The sequence below is a fragment of the Amycolatopsis sp. NPDC043887 genome, assembly GCF_056435665.1.
Window position 1 is genome coordinate 1 of record NZ_JBWKEB010000001.1, and the last position, 17,953, is coordinate 17,953.

A 17,953-nucleotide genomic window follows, 5' to 3' on the forward strand; every position below is an offset into this window, starting at 1 on the left:
GATTGTGGTGATCCACACCAAACCCGGAGGTCCTCCCTCACTTCAAGATCATCTGCCTAGGTGTCCCGCTGTTCACAACCTCCCGGGGCAGTACAACTAGCCCGCGCGTTCACCGGCGTGACACGCGTGTTTGAAAACGTGACTCACGTGCTTGGAGACGTGACTCACGTGCTTGGGCGGCGAACACGCGTGATCGAAGGCGTGACTCGCGGCATCAGGTGAGCTTGAAGATCGGGTAGCCGGGCGCGATCTCCAGCAGCTTCTCGTCGGACGCCTTCGCGTCGACACCGTCGAAGAACACACCGACCTCGAACTTCCAGCGCTTGAGGTACGCGCGCAGGATTTCGGGCTTCTCGGCGTCGGCGAGTTCGGTGTAGGTGAACGTCTCGGTGCGGCGCCCGACGGTGAGCTGTCCTTCCCCGGCGACGCGCAGGTTCCGCACCCACTGCGTGACACCGCGCGGCGCGACCAGGTAGCGCTCCCCGTCCAGCTTCAGCAGGTTGACCGGCACCGAGCGCAGTTCGCCGCTCTTGCGGCCGCGGACCGAAAGCACCCGGCTGCCCAGGACGCTGACGCCCAGCCTCGTCAGCTTCAGCACGAATTCGTTGAACGCGCTGGTCGCCTTGGCGGGCTTGAGGTAGCGGGGCGTGCTGGCGGTGGCCATCTCGTCTCCTCGAAGTCGGCGAGAGCAGTGCTCTCTGTTAAGAGCAGTGAACACCAGAGCAGTGCATCATGTCAAGAGCGGTGCTCTCGTTTAGGTGCGATGCTCTATGGTGAGAGCATGGCCGCCACTCAGACCGCGCGGGAACGCGCCCGCGCCGAGCTCACCCGCGAGATCAAGGACGAAGCCCGCCGCCAGCTCGCCGAAGTGGGCGCGCTCGGTCTCTCGCTCCGCGCGGTGGCGCGGGAGCTGGGCATGGTCTCGTCGGCGCTCTACCGGTACTTCTCCAGCCGCGAGGAGCTGCTGACCGCCCTGATCGTCGACGCCTACAACGCCGTCGGCGAAGCCGCGGAGGCAGCCGATGACCCGAGGAAGACCTCACTGGAGCGATGGGAGTCGATCTGGCACGCGGTCCGCGCCTGGGCGAAGGCGCACCCGCACGAGTACGCGCTGATCTACGGCTCGCCGATCCCCGGCTACCAAGCCCCGCAGGACACCGTCGCTCCCGCCGGCCGAGTGGCGTTCGCACTGGTCGCCGTCCTGCGTGACGCGAACCTCCGCGTCGAGACCGAGGTCGGCGAGATGCCCGTCGCGCTCCTGCACCAGCTCGGCGCCCTCACCGGGATCCTCAAGATCAACCTGGCCCCGGAGACGGCTTCCCGGCTGATCATGGCCTGGACCCAGCTGTTCGGGATGATCAACTTCGAGCTGTTCGGCCAGTACGTCGGCTCGGTGGACCCCGCGGACGACTTCTTCGCGCACGGGATCCGTCAGATGGCCGAGTTCACCGGGATCAAGATGACCGGCTGAGCGCGGTCCACGACCGCATCAGCAGCTGGACGGCGTCCACCACGTCCTCGTCCCCGGTCCCTTCGGGGCTGAGGAAGCGCTGCAACAGGAGGCCGTCCTCGAGCGCGTGCAGGATCAGCGCGAGAAAGGCCGGGTCTGCGGGCGGTTCCACGCCCCGCGCCGCGAGTTCGGTCCGGACCGAGGTCTCCAGCAGCGCCCTTGTCGACTTCTCGCCTTCGCCGACCAGCGGGCGCGCGTCGGGATTCCGCAGCGCGTAAAGGGCCAGCTCGGTGCGCAGGGTCAGCCAGCCGGCGAGGTGCTCGGCGCGCTCGACGTTCCACGCGCGCAGCCGGTCCATCATCTCGGCGAAGGAGCCGACGCCCTCCCGCAGCACCGCGACCTCCTCGGCCTCGCGCTGGGTCCGGCGGCGCAGCAGTTCGACGACCAGCTCGTGCTTGCCGTCGAAGTTGCCGTAGAAGGCGCCTCGGGTGAATCCGGCCCGTTCGGCGATCTGCTCGACGGACGTGCCGTTGACCCCTCGTTCGGAGAACAGCTCGGCGGCCGCCGCGAGCAGGCGCTGTCTGGTCTGCTCGCGGCTTTCTTCCCGCGTCAAGCGTTTCGCCGTCACATGGCGATCTTAGAGTTCGGTGTCCGCCTTCCGGCCGGTCAGCCACACCCCGCCCGCGAGGACGGCGGCGGCGGCCACGACGGCCAGTGCGGTGAGCGACCACAACGCCTGGCTCGCCAGGAACGCGGCGACGGCGCCGAAGAGAACGGCGACGAGGAGCAACGGCGTGGTCCGGACGGCTGTGGCGGCGGGGACGGTGGCCATGGGAGCTTTCCCTTCGGGGTGGGGCGCGGAACACTCGGTTTTCGCGGAGGGGACCGCGCCCGGTCGGTGGCCTTACGCCGAGCAGGGCACGGATCACCCTTCCGGGCGAGGTATCGGCGTGGCGGCTAGCGTCACGCCGGGAACGACTTCGAGGGAAAGGCGGCTCGCGGTGGAGAAGTGGGCGGAGCAGGTCGGCAGGATCCGGGTCATCGGAACCGGGGTGATGGGCCGGGGCATCGTCCAGCTCGCCGTGACGGCGGGGCTCGAGGTCGAGCTCGCCGACGCCCGGCCCGACGCGGTCGGCGAGGCCATCGAGCACGTCGGCGCGATGCTCGGCAAGCTCGCGTCGAAGGGCAAGATCACCGAGGAAGCCGCCGAGTCGGCGAGGGGCAGGCTGATCGCGGCCGAGGGCCCACTGGCCCCCGCCGAGGGCGTCGACCTCGTCATCGAGGCGGTGCGCGAAGACCTGGAGATCAAACGCACGCTGTTCGCCGAGCTGGAACGCGTGTGCGGGCCGGACACCGTGTTCGCCACCAACACCAGCTCGCTTTCGGTGACCGAGATCGGGGCCGCGCTGACCGATCCCGGCCGGTTGCTCGGCCTCCACTTCTTCAACCCGGTCCCGCTGATGCGGCTGGTCGAGGTCGTGCCCGGCGCGCGGACCGCCGCCTGGCTGCCCCCCGCCGTGACCGAACTCGTCCGCGGCTGGGGACACGAACCCGTCCTCGCCCGCGACGCGCCGGGCTTCCTGGTCAACCACGCCGGTCGCGGGCTGGGCACCGAAGCGCTGCAGATCCTCGCCGAAGGGATCGCGAGCCCGGCCGAGGTGGACCGCGTCGCCCGTGACGTGCTCGGCCTGAAACTCGGCCCGTTCGAACTGCTCGACCTCACCGGTCTCGACGTCTCGCACGCCGTGCTCGAAAGCATCTGGAGCGGTTTCCACGGCGAACCGCGGCTGCGGCCGTCGTGGCTGACGCGTCCGCGCGTCGCCGCCGGGCTGTTCGGCCGCAAGAACGGCGAAGGCTTCTACTCCTATGTCGACGGACAGCAGCAGGTCGAGCCGGAACCGGCCGCGCCGGTAGCCCCGGCCACTCCGGTGTGGGTCGACGACGAACGGCTCGGCACGCTGCTCTCGTCGGTGGGCATCCAGGTCGTGCACTCCGCCTACCCGGACACGGTCCTGATCGTCAGCCCGATCGGTACGTCCACTGTGGACGCCGCACGCGCGGCGGGCCTCCCGGCGGAACGGGTCGTCGGCGTCGACCCGCTCGGCGGCTACGGGAAACGCCTGACGCTTTCGGTCCACCCCGCGCTCGACCCGGCCGCCGGCCGCACCGCATGGGGCGCGCTCGCGGCGACCGGCCTGCCGGTGACCGTGGTCCGCGACGGTCCCGCGCCGATCGCGCAGCGGTTGCTGGCGTCGATCGTCAACACCGCCTGCTTCATCGCCGGGCAGCGGCTCGCGACACCGGAGGACATCGACATCGCCGTCCGGCTCGGCCTCGGCTACCCGCGCGGACCGCTGGCCTGGGGCGACGAGGCGGGCGCGGATCTCGTGCTGCGGGTCCTGCGCGGACTCGTCGCGAGCACCGGCGACCAGCGCTACCGGCCGAGCGCCTGGCTCACCGAACGCGTCGCGCTCGGCCTGCCCCTCACCTCGACCGGAACCTCACCGGCCGACCTCCTCCCCTGAGACCTCTACGCGCGTGAAGGCCCCCTTCCCCTCGACTGAGCCGAGGGAAGGGGGCCTTCACGCGCGATCACCGCTTACCAGGGGCGGTCGGTCACCGCGCCGGTGGAGGAGTTCCAGAACACGTAGCCGCCCTGGAAGTTGTTCTGCCGTCCACCGGTGGCCGCCATCTCGTCGGTGGTCGGGTAGCGCAGGTACGAACGCTCCCAGCCGAGCGAGGCCCAGCGCTTGCGGATCTCACCCCACACACCGTGCGCGTCGGTCGCCGACGTCCAGTAGATGGAACCACCCTTGGTGAAGTGGTTGTAGCGGCCGACGCCGTCCGGCGTGCTTGTCTCGTCGGTGGTCGGGTAGCCCATCGGTCCGCGTTCCCAGTCGAGCGCGGCCCATCGGGCGCGGATCCGTCCCTGGATCGCCTTCACGTCCGTCTGCGCCGTCCAGTAGATGGACGCGGCCTTGCTGAAGTGGTTGTAGCGGCCGACGCCGTCCGGAGTGCCCATCTCGTCGGTGGCCGGGTAGCCCATCGGTCCGCGCTCCCAGTCGAGCGCGGCCCACTTCTGCCGGATCCTGCCGTAGATCGCGTTCGCCCCGGTTTCGCCGGTGTAGTAGATCGACGCCTGGATGATGCCGGGCCAAGCCGGGAAGTGGTTGTACCGGCCGACACCGTCCGGAGTGGACCGTTCGTCGGTCGCGGGCGGGCCGAACTTCGCGTGCCCGCCCGCGGCAAGGTACTTCTTCAGGATCTCGCCCTCGATTTGCTGCACGCCCGTGTCCTTCGACCAGTACAGCCGTCCGCGCTCGTAGGTGCGGAAGCGGACCGTGCCGTCGACGGCCTCCGGCGCGGTCGGCGCGCCGAGTCGTTGCGCCAGCGCGGGTTCGTCGCGGTAGCGCTTGTCGATCGGGGTGATGTAGTTCGCCGTGATCGTCTGGTCGGCGGCGCCCATGGTGATGCTGGTCAGCCGCTCGGTGGCCCCGGTGGACCAGCCGGTGAAGGTCGACGCGCCGTCCGAAGCGACTTCGGCCGCCTGGATCTCCACGGTCGCGCCTTCGACCACCATCGCCGAAGCGGCCCCGCCTTCCGGCGTGATGCCCAGCGCCGCGGCGACGTTGCCGATCAGGGTCAGCCGGTGTTCCCGAGGCTTCGCGACGTAGGTCTTCGAGACCGTGACTCCGGAGCTGTCGGTCGCCGACGCGGTGAACTCCAGGTTGGAGTCCGTGTGGTCGGTGAACGGCATGGCGAACTGGGGGCCGGTGCCGCTCTCGGCCGGATGCGCGTGGCAGACCGCGTTCTCCGGGCAGTGCCGGACCAGCGTGGTCCAGGTGACCGGGAGGTCTCCGTCCTCGGTGTCGGTGACGGTCGCGCCGATCTTGACCTCCTCGCCGACCGCGAACAGGCTGCCGCCTGGGTCGGTCATGGTCAGCTTCGGCGAGTGGTTCCCGGGTGCCACGGCGACGTCCGTGCTCCCGGACGCCTGCAGTCCGTCCTTCACGGTCAGTTTGGCGGTGAATTTCTCGGTCCCGGCCGCGTAGGTGTGGCTGACCTTCGCCCCGGTACCGGTGGTGCCGTCGCCGAAGTCCCACGCGTAGGTCAGCTGGTCACCGTCGAAGTCGTACGAACCGCTGCCGTCGAAGGAGACCGTGCGGGTTTCGGGGTTCGTCTCGGAAGTGGCGACCGCGACCGGCGCCTTGTTCCCGGTGGTGTAGCTGAGCCGTCGCAGCAGGCCGGTGTAGATGTCCGCGTAGACGATGTCGCCGTTGGCCGCGGCCTGGAACTTGACGGGCCCGCCGATACCGGTGAACTTCGGCGGCGTTTCCTGCGGGCGGACGACCCGGCCCTGCGTGTCGTACTTGGCCGTCCACAGCTTCTGGGTGGCGTAGTCGCCGAAGAAGTACGCGCCCCGGTATTCCTCCGGGTACGACTCTCCGTTGTAGACGATGCCGCCGGTGACGCTGTTGCCGTTGTCGGGGCCCTGGCCGTGCGGGACCACCAGCATCGGCGGGGTGTTCACGGCCGAAGCGCACTGCGGCATCGCGGAGAAACCGTCGGTCGGCTGGTTTCCCTCGAAGCACGGCCAACCGTGGTTCGCGCCCTTCTGGACGAAGTTGACTTCTTCCCAGGTGCCCCAGCCGACGTCGCCGACCACCGGCAGACCGGTGGTCGCGTCGAGGCTGAACCGGAACGGGCTGCGGAAACCGCTGGCGAACACCTTGGAGCGCATCGAGGTCGGGCTCGCGGCGAGGTAGTACGGGTTGTCCGGCACACCGGCGCCGTCGGTGGTGATGTGGAAGATCTTGCCGAAGATCTTGTCGACGTCGTACACGTTGAACGCGAACGGGTCCGCCGCGCCCTGGAAGCGGGCGCTGTCGCCGGTCGAGACCCACACCGTGCCGTCGGGGGCGGCCACGACACCGGTGATGCCGTGGACGTCGGTGTTGCCGGGGCCTTCGATCAGGATCTTCTCGCCGGTCAAACCGGTCGGCTCCGTGGTGCCGGACACCGTCCAGCTCGACGCCCGCAGGAGGAAGCCGCCACCGGCCTGGCTCACCGCGCGCGCTGTGTAGATCTTGCGCGAGGTGGCGAAGTCGGGCGCGATCGCGATACCGGTCAGGCCCAGGTCGCCGGAGGTCCGGACGTCGGTCAGGTTCGCGATCTCCCGGATCTGCCCGGTGGTGGACACCCAGGCGACCTTGCCCGCCTTCCCCGTGGTCAGGATCGAGCCGTCGGGCAGGTAGGCGAAGTCGGTCAGGTCGTACGGAGCCTGCCCGCTCTGCTGGTCGCGCAGGACGAAGCCGGGCGGCAACAGCGGCGCCGCGGACGCCGAAGTGGTCGTCAACGGCACCAGCAAGGTCGCCAGCAGCACCGTCACGACGGCGTGACAGAGCGCACGGAATCTCGAAGGCATGCAAGGGCCCCTTTCCCCAGTCGAACGTCTCATCGACGGAGCCCCACGTGGGCATTTCACACTTTCGAGTGGCTTGACCGAACTGTGATCACCACCGTCGGTCGATCACCTGGCCCGTGGTCCGGTTCCAGGTGACGTAGCCGCCCTGGAAGCTGTTCTGCCGTCCGATGTGGATGCCGAACTCGTCCGTCGTCGGGTAACGCAGGTACGACCGCTCCCAGCCGAGCGCGGCCCAGCGCTGCCGGATCGCCCCATAGACGGCGTGCGAGTCGGTGGCCATCGTCCAGTAGATCGAGCCGGCCTTCGTGAAGTGGTTGTACCGGCCGACGCCGTCAGGGGTGCTCGTCTCGTCGGTGGCCGGGTACCCCATCGGTCCGCGCTCCCAGTCCAGCGCCTCCCACCGGACGCGGATGCGGCCCCAGATCGCGCGCGCGTCCGTCTGCGGGGTGTAGTAGATCGACGCCTTCTTGCTGAAGTGGTTGTAGCGGGCGACGCCGTCCGGGGTGCCCATCTCGTCGGTGGCCGGGTATCCCATCGGTCCGCGCTCCCAGTCCAGCGCCGCCCACTTGACCCGGATCCGCCCGTACACCGCGTGCGCGCCGGTCGACGGGGTCCAGTAGATCGACGACTGCATCGGGCCAGGCCGGTGCGGGAAGTGGTTGTACCGGCCGACGCCGTCCGGCGTGGCGGTCTCGTCGGTCGCGGGCGGCCCGAACATCCGGTGCCCGCCCAGCGCGAGGTACCTCGCCAGGATCTGGCCCTCCATCTGCTTCACACCGGTCTCGGCGCTCCAGTAGAGCCTGCCGTTCGTGTACGGCCGGTAGCGCACGGGCCCGTCGGTGACCTCCGGCCCGATGGGCACGCCGAGCCGTTGCCGAAGCGCGGGTTCCGCCTGGTAGCGCCGGTCGATCGGGGTGAGGTAGTTCGCGGTCAGGGTCAGGTCGCCCGCTGGGGCGGTGACGGTCACCGTGCGCGTGGTCCGCCCGTCGGACCAGTTCGCGAATGTCGAAACGCCGTCCGCGGCGACCTCCTCCGCCACGACCTCGAACGTCGCGCCCTCGGTCACCATCGCGGTGTTGACCCCGCCCTCCGCCGGGATGCTCAGCGCCGCGGGGACGGTGGAGGTCAGGGTCAACCGGTGCTCGCGTGGCATCGCGACGTAGGTCCTGCTCGCCGTCACCCCGGCGCTGTCGGTCACCGTCGCGGTGATCTCGACGCGGGAGTCCTGGTGATCGGTGAAAGGCACGGTGAAAACCGGCCCGCCGCCCGGCGAACCGGGATGCGCGTGGCAGGTCGCCTCCTCCGGGCAATGGCGGATCAGCGTGGTCCACGCGACCGGCAGCGCACCGTCCTCGGCGTCGGTGGCCGTCACCTCGGCGACGACCGGTTCCCCGACGGCGAACGTCCGCGAACCGGGATCCGTCATCGCGAGTTCCGGCGAATGGTTGCCCGGCACCACGACGACGTCGGCGCTCGCGGACGCGCCGAGCCGATCGGTGACGGTGAGGCGCGCTGTCGCCCGTTCGACCTCGGCGCCGTAGGAATGGGTCACGCGGACACCGGGCTGGCTCGTGCCGTCGCCGAAATCCCAGTGGTACGTCAGCGGATCGCCGTCGAAATCGTAGGAACCGGCGCCGTCGAAGGTCACCGTCCTCGTCGACGGCTCGGCGCTCGACACCGCCACCGCGACCGGATCCGCGTTCGTCCCCGGATAGCTGAGCCGACGCAGGTTCCCGGTGTGGATGTCGGCGAAGACGATGTCGCCGTTGGCCGCGGCCGCGAACTTGACCGGCCCGCCGACGCCGGTGAACTTCGGCGGCCGCTCGGGCGCGCGGACGAGCCTGCCCTGGCTGTCGTACGTCATCGTCCAGATCTTCTGCGTGACGTAGTCCCCGAAGAAGAACGCGCCCCGGTATTCGTCCGGATAGGACGATCCACTGTAGACGATCCCCGCGGTGACGCTGTTCCCTTCGTCGGCACCGGAACCGTGGTGGTACGCGGTGACCGGCGGCGTGTTGACCACTCCCGCGCAACCCGCGAGGCCGGAATACCCCGGTGTCGGGGCGTTTCCTTCCCAGCAGGGCCAGGCGTGGTTCGCCCCCGGCCGCACGACGTCCACCTCTTCCCAGGTGTTCCAGCCGACGTCACCGACGACCGGCAGGCCGAGCCGCGGATCGAGGGAGAACCGGAACGGACTGCGGTAGCCGCTGGAGAAGACCTTGGAACGAGTGGCGTTCGGCGCGGAGGCTGAGTAGTACGGGTTGCCGGGGACGCCGGCGCCGTCCGGGGTGACGTGCAGGATCTTGCCGTAGAGCTGATCGAGGTCGAGCGAGCGCAGCGCACCGGGATCCACCCGGGTGAAGTCGGCGGCGTCGCCGATGGAGATCCACAAAGTCCCGTCGGGTGCCGCGACGAGCCCGCTGATGCCGTGGACGTCGTGGAACCCGGGAAGGTCGACGAGCACTCGTTCGTTCGCGAGCCCCGTGGGGACGTCCGTGCCGGTCACCGTCCAGCGCGCCACCCGCATGGTGAACGCGCCGCCGCCCGTGTCGAACGACCACGTGAGGTAGATCTGGCGCGAGGTGGCGAAATCCGGCGCGACGGCCAGTCCGACGAGACCGAGGTCCCCGTCGTCGTGGACGGGAAGGTTCGCGATCGTCCGCGCCGGACCGGCGGCGGGCACCCAGGCGAGCTTGCCGCTCTTGCCGGTGCTGAGTACCGAACCGTCCGGCAGATAAGCGAAATCGGTCAGGTCGAACGCGGCTTGACCGCTCGGCTGGTCACGCAGGACGAAGCCGGAAGGCAGGGAGGGCGCCGCGGTCGCTTCCGGCGCGCCCACCCAGCCCGGGAGAAGAAGGATTGAAACCGACAGTGCGACAAGTACGCGAGTGAGTGCCCTGCTCGGCTTCATCGGCGCTTCCCCATTTCCGGCGTGTCATGACACGTCGCCGGAGGCGGGTAAGTCATTGCCCTCAGGGGCTTTCGTTTATGTCAAAGCAATCGAACCGAAATGATCGTCACGCGGTGGAGCGGTCAGGCCACGACCTGTACGACGCCACCCTTCTGCAGCATCGTGAAGTACTTCTGCGAAGCCGCGGCGGACAGGTGGATGCAGCCGTGCGAGTACACCGAGAGGCTGCCGGTGTGGAACGCGATACCCGGCAGGAAGAACACGGAGTTCGGCATCGGCGCGTCGAAGGCCTTCGAGTGGTAGTTCTTGACCTTCGCCGAAACGTGGAAGACACCCGTCGGCGTCGCGTACCCCTTCTTGCCGGGCAGCTGCTTGACCGGGCCGTAGATGACCTTGCCGTCCTGCAGCAGCCACGTCTTCAGCGCGGAGAGGTCCACGCAGGCACTCACACCCGGCGAGGCCAGCGCGGCCTTGCAGGGAATGTCGGCGGCGTTCGGGGCGGGCTTGGGCGCCGGCTTCGGCGTGGGTTTCGGCGTCGGCTTGGGCTTCGAAGACGTCGGCTTCGGCGTGGAACTGGAGCTGCTCGGCGTCGGCGTCGGCGTCGGCGAAGACGTGGCAGGCGCGGTCGTGGTCCCGCCCGCCGGGTCGCCCTGAGCGACGGCCCCGCCGCCGGGCGCGCCGCCGCCCGCGCCGCCGGAACACGCGGTCAACGCCAGCGCGGTGGCCAGTGCGGTCACGCCAACCAGGAACTTCTTCACGACCCGTACCCCCGTTTGCCCGTGGTCCGTCCGACATGGGTAAAGACGGAGCTCACCCGTCCGGGGTTGTTGATCGGAAGGTCACGATCGCGTCTCAGGGCACGCGGCCGACGACCCGCGCGTACATCCGGCCCGGATTGGCGCCTTCGTCCAGATATCCGGGCAGCGGCGGCAGCTCCCGCGCGAACCCGGCCAGCCTGCCGAACAGTTCGTTCGCGTCCACGGGACGCCGTTCCGGGTCCTTCTCCAGGAGGTCCGCGAGCAGGTCGTTCAGTCCACGCGGGACACCGTCCACTTCGGCCGGACTCTCCTTGACCTGTTTCTCGAACACCGCGTACGCCGTGGGCCCGGTGAACAGCTGCCTGCCGGTCAGCATTTCGTGCAGTACGCAGCCCAGCGCGTACAGGTCGCTGCGCGGTCCGGCGATTCCCCGCTGGATCTGCTCGGGCGCCATGTACGCGGGGGTGCCCAGGATCTGCCCGGCGCGGGTGAACTGGGCGACGTCGGTCTCGCGCAGCATCGCGAGGCCGAAGTCGAGCACCTTCACGCTGCCGTCGGGGCACAGCATCAGGTTGGTGGGTTTGAGATCGCGGTGGCAGATGGACAACGCGTGCGCGGCGGACAGCACGGCGCAGGCCTGCGCGGCGATCGCGGCCGCCCACGGCACCGGCAGCGGGCCGTGTTCGGCGGCGAGATCGGCGACGGTCACGCCTTCGATGAACTGCATGACCTGGTACAACCGCTCGTCGTAGGTGCCGAAGTCGTACAGCGTCGGCGCGCCCGCGTGTTCCAGGGTCGCGAGGATCCGCGCCTCGCGGATGAACCGCTGTTCGAGTTCGGCGTCGGGACCACCGGGAAGGCCGAGGAACTTCACCGCCACGCGGCGGCCGAGATGCCGGTCGTGGCCGGCGTAGACCGCGCCCATCCCACCCCTGCCGAGCGGCAGCTCGTCGAGTTCGTAACGGTCCGCGATCAGCACCTAGTTCTCCGGCTTGAGCTGGCCCTCAGTCAGTCCCGTCAAGCCTAGCCTCACCAGCTCCAGGCCCGATTCCGCCGCCTCGCGCAGGGCGGCCTCGAAGGCGGCGAGCCGGGTGAACGCCTCCCCGTGGGCGCGCTGCGCATCGATCGGCAGGCGCGGGATCCGGGTGCGCTTGAGGTCGATCCTGGTCGAGGAGGTCGGGGCGATCTGCCCCGCCGCGCGCAGGCATCCGGCGAGGAACGCGGCGTCCAGCCGTTCGGGATCGGTGCGGTACTTCGACATCGTCGGCTCGGCCGCGACCGTCTCTCCACTGTGGACATGAGCGGGCGCGGAGGGCGACGCGACGACGTCGCCTTCTTCCACCGATTCCGGCACGGTGAGCACGCCGGACTTCAGCAGCTCGCCGATCGTGACGAACGAGGGCTTCTCGTCGGAGACCGCCAGCGACGGCAGCTCCGGCCGGATTCCCTCGAAACACCTTCGGACTTCGAGGAAGGCCTCGCCCGCGTGTTCGTCCCGATCCTGGTACCGCGCGGGGGAAAGGTCGATCTCCTCGTCGAGCAGATCGATGATCCGGACCGCGCCCGGCACCTCGGCGCCGCGCAGGTGAACCCGCCACTGTTCCTCCACAGTGGACGGATCGGCCAGCAGGAGCACCCTGGACGGCGGCCGCTCCCCGGGCTCCGGCCGCCGCAGCAGCCAGAGATCCGCCCCGCCGACCGTGACCACGGCACGCAAAGCCCCGGCCCGCAACAAATTCCCGCGGATCCGCCGTCCGGTGCGGCGTCCGGCGGCGGCGGGCGGCATGCGGATCGCGACCAGCCCGCCGGGTTTCACATGCGCGAGACAGTGCTGCACCCAGGCCAGTTCCGGCTCGCCGCGCGGCGGCTGGCCGTACACCCAGCGTGGATCGCCGACGAGTTCGTCGTAGCCCCATTCCCGTTCGTTGAACGGCGGATCGCAGACGACGGTGTCCGCGAGAACCCCCTCGTAGGAGTCCATCGACAGGGCGTCCGCCCCGTACATCTCCATGTCCGCGCCCGCGAGCAGCAGCCGGTGCGCCGCGATGCACGAGGTCGCCGGATCGCCGACCTGGCCGAGCAGCCGGGTTCCGCCGGAGGCGAGCAGCAGCGTCCCGAGGCCGCACGCGGGGTCGAGCACCACGCCGGGTGCGGGACCGATGAGCCGGGACATCAACGCGGCCACCGGCCCCGCGGTGACGGACAGCTGCCGGGAGTGCGCCTCGACGTAGCGATCGCACAGGAACTCGTAGGCCTCGCGCGCGCCTCGCTCGGCGGCGAACCGGTCCAGCAGTTCGAGCAGCTCGGCGTCGTCGTAACGCGGCGAAAAGGTCCACACATGCCGCCGCGAAAGGTACGACCCCACCCTGCCGACCCGGTCGCCGAGCGCCAGGTCGTCGCCGAGGTTCCGCAGCCGCTGCCAGATCCGGTCCCCGAGCGAGATCTCGACCGGCTTCCCCCGCTCACGCAGCCACTTTTCGACGGCGACCAGGGAAAAGAAGGGGCTCGACGCCGTCCCGCCGACAGGCGGCGGAAAATCGCCGTAACGTCGACGCCAGTTGCTGACGGCGGCGCGGCCGACGCCGGCGATCCGCGCGATGTCCGCCGCGGTGACGGTGGCTTGCTCCTCCATCGCCGCATCGTAACCGACAGCCGACTATTCCAACCCTTTGTTTGTGAACTCAGTACACAACTGCTTTACTGGGATCCATGAGGTACACCCTTCGGTACGCCGCCGGCTCGGACGTCGGGCGGCGGCGCCAGGTCAACCAGGACTCGGTCTACGCCAGCACCAGGATGCTGGCCGTCGCCGACGGCATCGGCGGCCAGCCGCACGGCGAGGTGGCCAGCGCCGAGGCGGTGGGTGTCCTGTCCCGGCTCGACAAGGACCTCCGCGGCTTCGACCTCGCGGACGTCGACCTGGTCGAGGTGCTCTCCGGCGGCCTTCGCGCCATCGACGACCGGCTCGCCGCGACGGCCGAGCAGGAGCCCGAGACGCGGGGCATGGGCACCACCCTGACGACAGTGCTGTTCGACGGCTCCCACTTCACCGCCGCCCACATCGGCGACTCGAAGGGCTACCTCCTCCGCGGCGGCACGCTTCAGCGCTTCACCCGCGATCACACGCTCGCGCAGGCCCTCGCGGACGACGGGCGCATCGACCCGTCGGAGGTCGAGGGACACCCTCGCGGCTCGCTGTTGATGAAGGCGCTCTTGAGCACCGGCAGCGGCGAAGCGGACATCTGGACCTTCGACGCCGCGCCCGGAGACCGTCTCCTGCTGTGCTCGGACGGGTTAACGGCAACGGTTGTCGAAACCGTTATCAAGGACGTCCTGGGGGCCTTCCAAGATCCCGCCGAGACCGTCCCGAGGCTGATCGACCTGGCCAACGAAGGCGGCGGGCCGGACAACATCACCTGCGTCGTGGCCGACGTTGTCGACACCACCGTCCCCGCGCCCACTTGAGCCGCAAACGCAGGTCAGACCCGCCTTCGCGGGGGCGAAAGGGCATCCGGTAAAGTTCCCCACGGAGGATTGGCCGAGCGGCCTAAGGCGCACGCTTGGAAAGCGTGTTGGGTTCACGCCCTCGCAGGTTCGAATCCTGTATCCTCCGCCGTCAGCAAGGCCCCGGACGTTCCGACGTCCGGGGCCTTGTTGATTACCTAGCAGGACCTTCACTTAACAGAGTCAGTTGATCACGCTAAGTTTAATAGTGGTCGTTCCAGCCCCCCCGACGTCCCAAGGGAGTCCGCCAAAATGGCCGGAGTCGAAGAGATCCGCGCTGGTATCGCGCTCGCGAACGAGAAGGCATCCGCGAGCATCGCCGCACTTCAGCAGGCAGCGCAGTCTCTCGAAGAAGCCCAGCTTTCGCTTTCCCAGGCCACCCAGGGCAGCACCCAGCACGAGGTGAGCCAGGCACACGGGCTCCTCGCCGAGGCCCTGCAGGGCATCACCGGGATGCAGAGCACCATCCAGGCGGGCATCTCGTCGGCCGAGTCGTACTCGACCCGTCTCTGACATGTACCTCGAGGAGCTGCACCAGCTGCTGACGGCGGTCCAAACCGGCCTCGCCGACGGACGCGCCCATGCCGAGCGGGCGAGAAGCCTGCTCGAGGAGTCCAGGCGCGCCATCGTGGAACCCCAGGCCCAAGCCGCGCCCTGGGTGCCGCCGCAGCTGGCGCAGGCCGACGAAGGAATGGAAAATCTCCTGACGCGCCTTTCCGCCGCTGACGACCTGGTCAGCGGCTACCAATCCCGCCTCTGAGATCGGCGAGCCGGTATGGGCAGCAAAGCGAGTGAACAGCGCAATCGCGTCGTTACGGCGCTGGAACGGGTCCGGCACCAGATCGGGCTCGTTCTCGGCGCCGCCGCCGGCGCCCGCCAGTACGCCGAGGCGGAACTGGCCAAACTGGAGCTGGAACAGCACATAGTCCGGGTGGGGATGGACAACTCCACCTCGGAGCAGTACACCGAATGGTCGCGGCATCCCGCCGCGAACGAGGTGTTCGGCCAGCTCGGCAGCGTGCGCGGCCAGTTCTACGCGGACTGGGAAGCCGGCCCGAACGCGTTGCGCGAACTCGTCGCGCACAACGCGCCGGGGCCCGCGAGCCAGCCGCCGGGCAGCTGGCTCGGCCGCGTCGGCGGAAATCCCGGCATCACCGCGCCGGGACTGTGGCGCGTCGGCTCGGCGACCGTTTCGGGCAAGGACGTCCCGCGCACGTTCGACGTCGCGGTGCCCCTGCTCGACGAGTCGCACCTGTCCATCACGTCGGCGCCCAAGACCAGGGCCGCGGTGGACGGCATCGTGCAGAACCTGCTGATGCGGATCCTGAGCACGTTCGAACCCGGCGCGGTGCGCGTCCACCTGTGGGATGTCGGGCAGCTGACCGCGATCCTTCCCGACCTGTACCCGCTGAGCCGCACGAGCGCGCTCACGCTGTACGACCCGGGACGGCTCGAAGACCTCCTCGACGAGCTGGCGGGCCACATCCGCCGCATCCACGCGACCGGGATGCAGGCGGGGCACACGTCGCTGAGGGAGATCCGGCGGGCGAGCGGCCAGCGCGTCGAACCGTTCCGCGTCGCGGTGCTGTACGGCAACGGCGAAACCCTCGAACCGGAGCGCGCCCGCGAACTGAAACGAGTCGCCACCGGGGCGCTCGCGGCCGGGATCTGCCTGATCCTGATCGACGTGCCGACCATGCTGTCGACGTCGGTCGAATCGCTGAGCCTGCACGACGAGCGGCGCGCGAAGAGCAGCATGACCGGCCCCGACCTGGTCGTCGACCTGGACCCGCCGATGCCGTCCGGGCAGGTCATCCGCGCCGCCGGGCGGATCGCCGAGGCGCTGATCGCCAAACAGGGCGGGCCCCGCGCGTTCACCGACCTCCTGCCGACCGAGCTGGGCAAGGAGAGCTCGGCGCGCGAGCTGCGGGCACCGGTCGGGTTCTTCGAGGGCGAGCCGGTGGAGGTCGTCATCGGTGACGCCAGCCCGCACGTGCTCATCGGCGGTCCGAGCGGTTCGGGTAAGACGAACTTCCTGTACTCGCTGCTCGGCAGCCTCGCGGCCAGGTACTCGCCGGACGAGCTCGCGCTGTACCTGCTGGACTTCAAGGAGGGCGTGTCGTTCGCCGGGCTCGCGCCGGGGCGGCGGGACGCCAGCTGGCTGCCGCACGCCAAGCTCATCGGGGTCAACGTCAACACCGACCGCGAGTTCGGCCTGGCGCTGCTGCGGTTCCTCGCCGACGAGCTGCGCCGCCGGTCCGCCGCGGCGAAACTGCACGAGGTCACCAACCTCGCGGACCTGCGCGAACAGGACCCCGGCGGGCACTGGCCGCGGATCGTCGCGGTGATCGACGAATTCCAGTACCTGTTCGCCGGCCGCGACGGCGTGACGGCGACCGCGACCCAGCTGCTGGAGGACATCGCGCGGCGAGGCCGGTCTCAGGGCATCCACCTGGTGCTGGCGAGCCAGGACGTCGCCGGGATCGAGGCCTTCTGGGGCAAACCGGCGGTGTTCGAGCAGTGCACGCTGCGGATCGCGATGCCGAAGGCGCGGCGCGTGCTGGCCGAGACCAACAACGCGGCCGTCTCCGCGCCGAAGTGGCACGCGGTGATCAACCACGATTCCGGGGTGGCGCACGGGAACCAGCTCGCCCACGTACCGGACGCGAGCACCAAGGACGTCTTCAACAAACTGCAGCACCGGCTCTGGGAGCAGTACGCGGAGTCGTTCAAGCGGCCCCGGCTGTTCGACGGGGCGCATTCCCCTGTGCTGGAACAGTTCCCGGCGTTCGCCGACCTGAAGCCGACGGATCGGCCGCGGGCGCTGCTCGGCCAGTCCATCGACGTCGACGAGGCCGCCTGCGGGGTCGAGCTGCCGAAGGCACCGGGACGCAACGTCGCCGTCCTCGGCGCGGCCACCGCGGAAGCATTGTCCATCATGGACTCCGCCGCTCGATCGCTGGCTCGCCAGTATCACTGCGGGTCGGTGGAGTTCGTGCTCTCGTGCCCCATCGAAGCGTCCGTCCCCGCGGTGGCCGAACTCGCCGAGCGGCTGCGCGCGGAGGGACACCAGGCCACCCTTGTCGACGATTTACCCGCCCGGGTAATCGATATCGCGGAAAATCTGTCCTCTTTGGACAAAGCACAGGTTCTGCTCCTGTACGGCGTCGACGCGTCGATCCCCGCGCTGGAGGCGAAGGCACCCGGACAGCTCAAGAGCGGTCTGGATCAGCTGCGGGTGCTGCTGAAGCAGGGCCCGACACACGGCGTTCACACCATCGGCTGGTGGCGCAGCATCGCCCGCCTGAAGGACACGCTCGGTTTCGCGGGCACGGACGACATCGGGACCTGGGCGGCGTTGGACGTCCAGGGCAACGAACTGTCGCCGTTCGCCGCCGGCCAGGTCGTGCACTGGTCACCGCGACCGGGCCGGGCGCTGTTCTTCGACCGCACCACCCACGGCGCCCCCGAGGTGATCATCCCGTTCCAGCGTCCGGAAGGGCTTCTCGATGGATGACGGCATCACCGCGGCCATGCGGTACAAGGAGATCGTCGGCCTGGCGCGCGCTTCGGCGGAGAACCTCCGCAACTGGGAGATCGGCCGCGCGGACGAACTGGAGGCCCGGCTCGCCGAGGCGCAGCAGGCCGTCGCGGACGCCGCCGAACGCGAGCAACGCGCCGTCGACCGGTGCACGCGCTGGTGGAAGATGGCGCAGCACAACGTCGAAGGGCTCTCGTGGCTGCCAGAAGACGAGGACCCGAAACCGGTGCCGACCGCGCGGCCCGGGTACCTGGAGAAGTACCTGGAAGAGGTCAAGCCGAGCTACCAGGAACTCGTGCAGGCGGTACTTTCCCTGGGCTGGCGCGCGAAACGCTCCTGACTTCACCCGCGTTTCGTCCTCTGG

At 69.5% G+C, this 17,953-nt stretch carries 15 protein-coding genes and 1 tRNA gene; 8 read left to right on the plus strand and 8 right to left on the minus strand.

What is annotated here, in order from left to right:
- Positions 1–214 precede the first annotated feature (214 nt).
- A complete protein-coding gene (locus AC069H_RS00005; protein WP_478224295.1) occupies positions 215–664 on the minus strand; it encodes a nitroreductase family deazaflavin-dependent oxidoreductase in 450 nt (149 codons plus the stop codon).
- A gap of 117 nt (positions 665–781) precedes the next feature.
- Between AC069H_RS00005 and AC069H_RS00010 the strand changes: the two genes are divergently transcribed.
- Positions 782–1,471, plus strand: a complete 690-nt coding sequence (locus AC069H_RS00010) for a TetR/AcrR family transcriptional regulator (RefSeq protein WP_478230862.1) — start codon at positions 782–784, stop codon at positions 1,469–1,471.
- Here AC069H_RS00010 and AC069H_RS00015 read toward each other — a convergent pair.
- Positions 1,455–2,078, minus strand: a complete 624-nt coding sequence (locus tag AC069H_RS00015; protein WP_478230863.1) for a TetR/AcrR family transcriptional regulator — start codon at positions 2,076–2,078, stop codon at positions 1,455–1,457. The genes AC069H_RS00010 and AC069H_RS00015 overlap by 17 nt on opposite strands.
- Positions 2,079–2,087: 9 nt before the next feature.
- Positions 2,088–2,282 carry a hypothetical protein gene (locus AC069H_RS00020; protein ID WP_478224293.1) on the minus strand — a complete coding sequence of 65 codons (195 nt, stop codon included), beginning with the start codon at positions 2,280–2,282 and terminating at the stop codon, positions 2,088–2,090.
- 169 nt (positions 2,283–2,451) lie between these two features.
- On the opposite strand from AC069H_RS00020, the gene AC069H_RS00025 reads away from it, so the two are divergent.
- A complete protein-coding gene (locus tag AC069H_RS00025; RefSeq protein ID WP_478231389.1) occupies positions 2,452–3,975 on the plus strand; it encodes a 3-hydroxyacyl-CoA dehydrogenase in 1,524 nt (507 codons plus the stop codon).
- 74 nt (positions 3,976–4,049) lie between these two features.
- On the opposite strand, the gene AC069H_RS00030 is transcribed toward AC069H_RS00025, so the two are convergent.
- The 5 genes from AC069H_RS00030 to AC069H_RS00050 all read right to left on the minus strand — a co-directional run bounded on the left by AC069H_RS00030 (position 4,050) and on the right by AC069H_RS00050 (position 13,176).
- Entirely contained in the window at positions 4,050–6,875 is a 2,826-nt protein-coding gene (locus AC069H_RS00030; RefSeq protein WP_478230864.1) for a PQQ-dependent sugar dehydrogenase, read from the minus strand.
- 88 nt (positions 6,876–6,963) lie between these two features.
- Positions 6,964–9,786 carry a PQQ-dependent sugar dehydrogenase gene (locus tag AC069H_RS00035; RefSeq protein ID WP_478230865.1) on the minus strand — a complete coding sequence of 941 codons (2,823 nt, stop codon included), beginning with the start codon at positions 9,784–9,786 and terminating at the stop codon, positions 6,964–6,966.
- Between the two features lie 122 nt (positions 9,787–9,908).
- A complete protein-coding gene (locus AC069H_RS00040; RefSeq protein ID WP_478230866.1) occupies positions 9,909–10,544 on the minus strand; it encodes a L,D-transpeptidase in 636 nt (211 codons plus the stop codon).
- A gap of 94 nt (positions 10,545–10,638) precedes the next feature.
- On the minus strand, positions 10,639–11,523 hold the full coding sequence (locus tag AC069H_RS00045; protein ID WP_478230867.1) for a serine/threonine-protein kinase: 885 nt from the start codon (positions 11,521–11,523) through the stop codon (positions 10,639–10,641).
- On the minus strand, positions 11,524–13,176 hold the full coding sequence (locus AC069H_RS00050) for an N-6 DNA methylase (protein WP_478230868.1): 1,653 nt from the start codon (positions 13,174–13,176) through the stop codon (positions 11,524–11,526).
- 77 nt (positions 13,177–13,253) lie between these two features.
- On the opposite strand from AC069H_RS00050, the gene AC069H_RS00055 reads away from it, so the two are divergent.
- The 6 genes from AC069H_RS00055 to AC069H_RS00080 all read left to right on the plus strand — a co-directional run bounded on the left by AC069H_RS00055 (position 13,254) and on the right by AC069H_RS00080 (position 17,929).
- The gene (locus AC069H_RS00055; RefSeq protein ID WP_340686315.1) at positions 13,254–14,009 is read left to right on the plus strand and encodes a PP2C family protein-serine/threonine phosphatase; all 756 of its coding nucleotides are present in this window, start codon (positions 13,254–13,256) and stop codon (positions 14,007–14,009) included.
- A gap of 63 nt (positions 14,010–14,072) precedes the next feature.
- Positions 14,073–14,157, plus strand: a tRNA-Ser gene (locus tag AC069H_RS00060).
- A gap of 143 nt (positions 14,158–14,300) precedes the next feature.
- Positions 14,301–14,561, plus strand: a complete 261-nt coding sequence (locus AC069H_RS00065; protein WP_005167132.1) for a hypothetical protein — start codon at positions 14,301–14,303, stop codon at positions 14,559–14,561.
- A 1-nt stretch (position 14,562) separates the two neighbouring features.
- Positions 14,563–14,808, plus strand: a complete 246-nt coding sequence (locus AC069H_RS00070) for a hypothetical protein (protein ID WP_478230869.1) — start codon at positions 14,563–14,565, stop codon at positions 14,806–14,808.
- Positions 14,809–14,823: 15 nt separating this feature from the next.
- Positions 14,824–17,565, plus strand: coding sequence for an FtsK/SpoIIIE domain-containing protein (locus AC069H_RS00075; protein WP_478230870.1), 2,742 nt, complete (start codon positions 14,824–14,826; stop codon positions 17,563–17,565).
- On the plus strand, positions 17,558–17,929 hold the full coding sequence (locus AC069H_RS00080; protein ID WP_478230871.1) for a hypothetical protein: 372 nt from the start codon (positions 17,558–17,560) through the stop codon (positions 17,927–17,929). The genes AC069H_RS00075 and AC069H_RS00080 overlap by 8 nt, the downstream gene beginning before the upstream one ends.
- Positions 17,930–17,953: the final 24 nt, after the last annotated feature.

Excerpts from the sequence above, each read along its gene's own strand:
- AC069H_RS00005 (WP_478224295.1), bottom strand. The coding sequence starts at position 664 with ATGGCCACCGCCAGCACGCCCCGCTACCTCAAGCCCGCCAAGGCGACC.
- AC069H_RS00010 (WP_478230862.1), top strand. The coding sequence starts at position 782 with ATGGCCGCCACTCAGACCGCGCGGGAACGCGCCCGCGCCGAGCTCACC.
- AC069H_RS00020 (WP_478224293.1), bottom strand. The coding sequence starts at position 2,282 with ATGGCCACCGTCCCCGCCGCCACAGCCGTCCGGACCACGCCGTTGCTC.
- AC069H_RS00030 (WP_478230864.1), bottom strand. The coding sequence starts at position 6,875 with ATGCCTTCGAGATTCCGTGCGCTCTGTCACGCCGTCGTGACGGTGCTG.
- AC069H_RS00035 (WP_478230865.1), bottom strand. The coding sequence starts at position 9,786 with ATGAAGCCGAGCAGGGCACTCACTCGCGTACTTGTCGCACTGTCGGTT.
- AC069H_RS00050 (WP_478230868.1), bottom strand. The coding sequence starts at position 13,176 with ATGGAGGAGCAAGCCACCGTCACCGCGGCGGACATCGCGCGGATCGCC.
- AC069H_RS00055 (WP_340686315.1), top strand. The coding sequence starts at position 13,254 with ATGAGGTACACCCTTCGGTACGCCGCCGGCTCGGACGTCGGGCGGCGG.
- AC069H_RS00065 (WP_005167132.1), top strand. The coding sequence starts at position 14,301 with ATGGCCGGAGTCGAAGAGATCCGCGCTGGTATCGCGCTCGCGAACGAG.
- AC069H_RS00070 (WP_478230869.1), top strand. The coding sequence starts at position 14,563 with ATGTACCTCGAGGAGCTGCACCAGCTGCTGACGGCGGTCCAAACCGGC.
- AC069H_RS00075 (WP_478230870.1), top strand. The coding sequence starts at position 14,824 with ATGGGCAGCAAAGCGAGTGAACAGCGCAATCGCGTCGTTACGGCGCTG.
- AC069H_RS00080 (WP_478230871.1), top strand. The coding sequence starts at position 17,558 with ATGGATGACGGCATCACCGCGGCCATGCGGTACAAGGAGATCGTCGGC.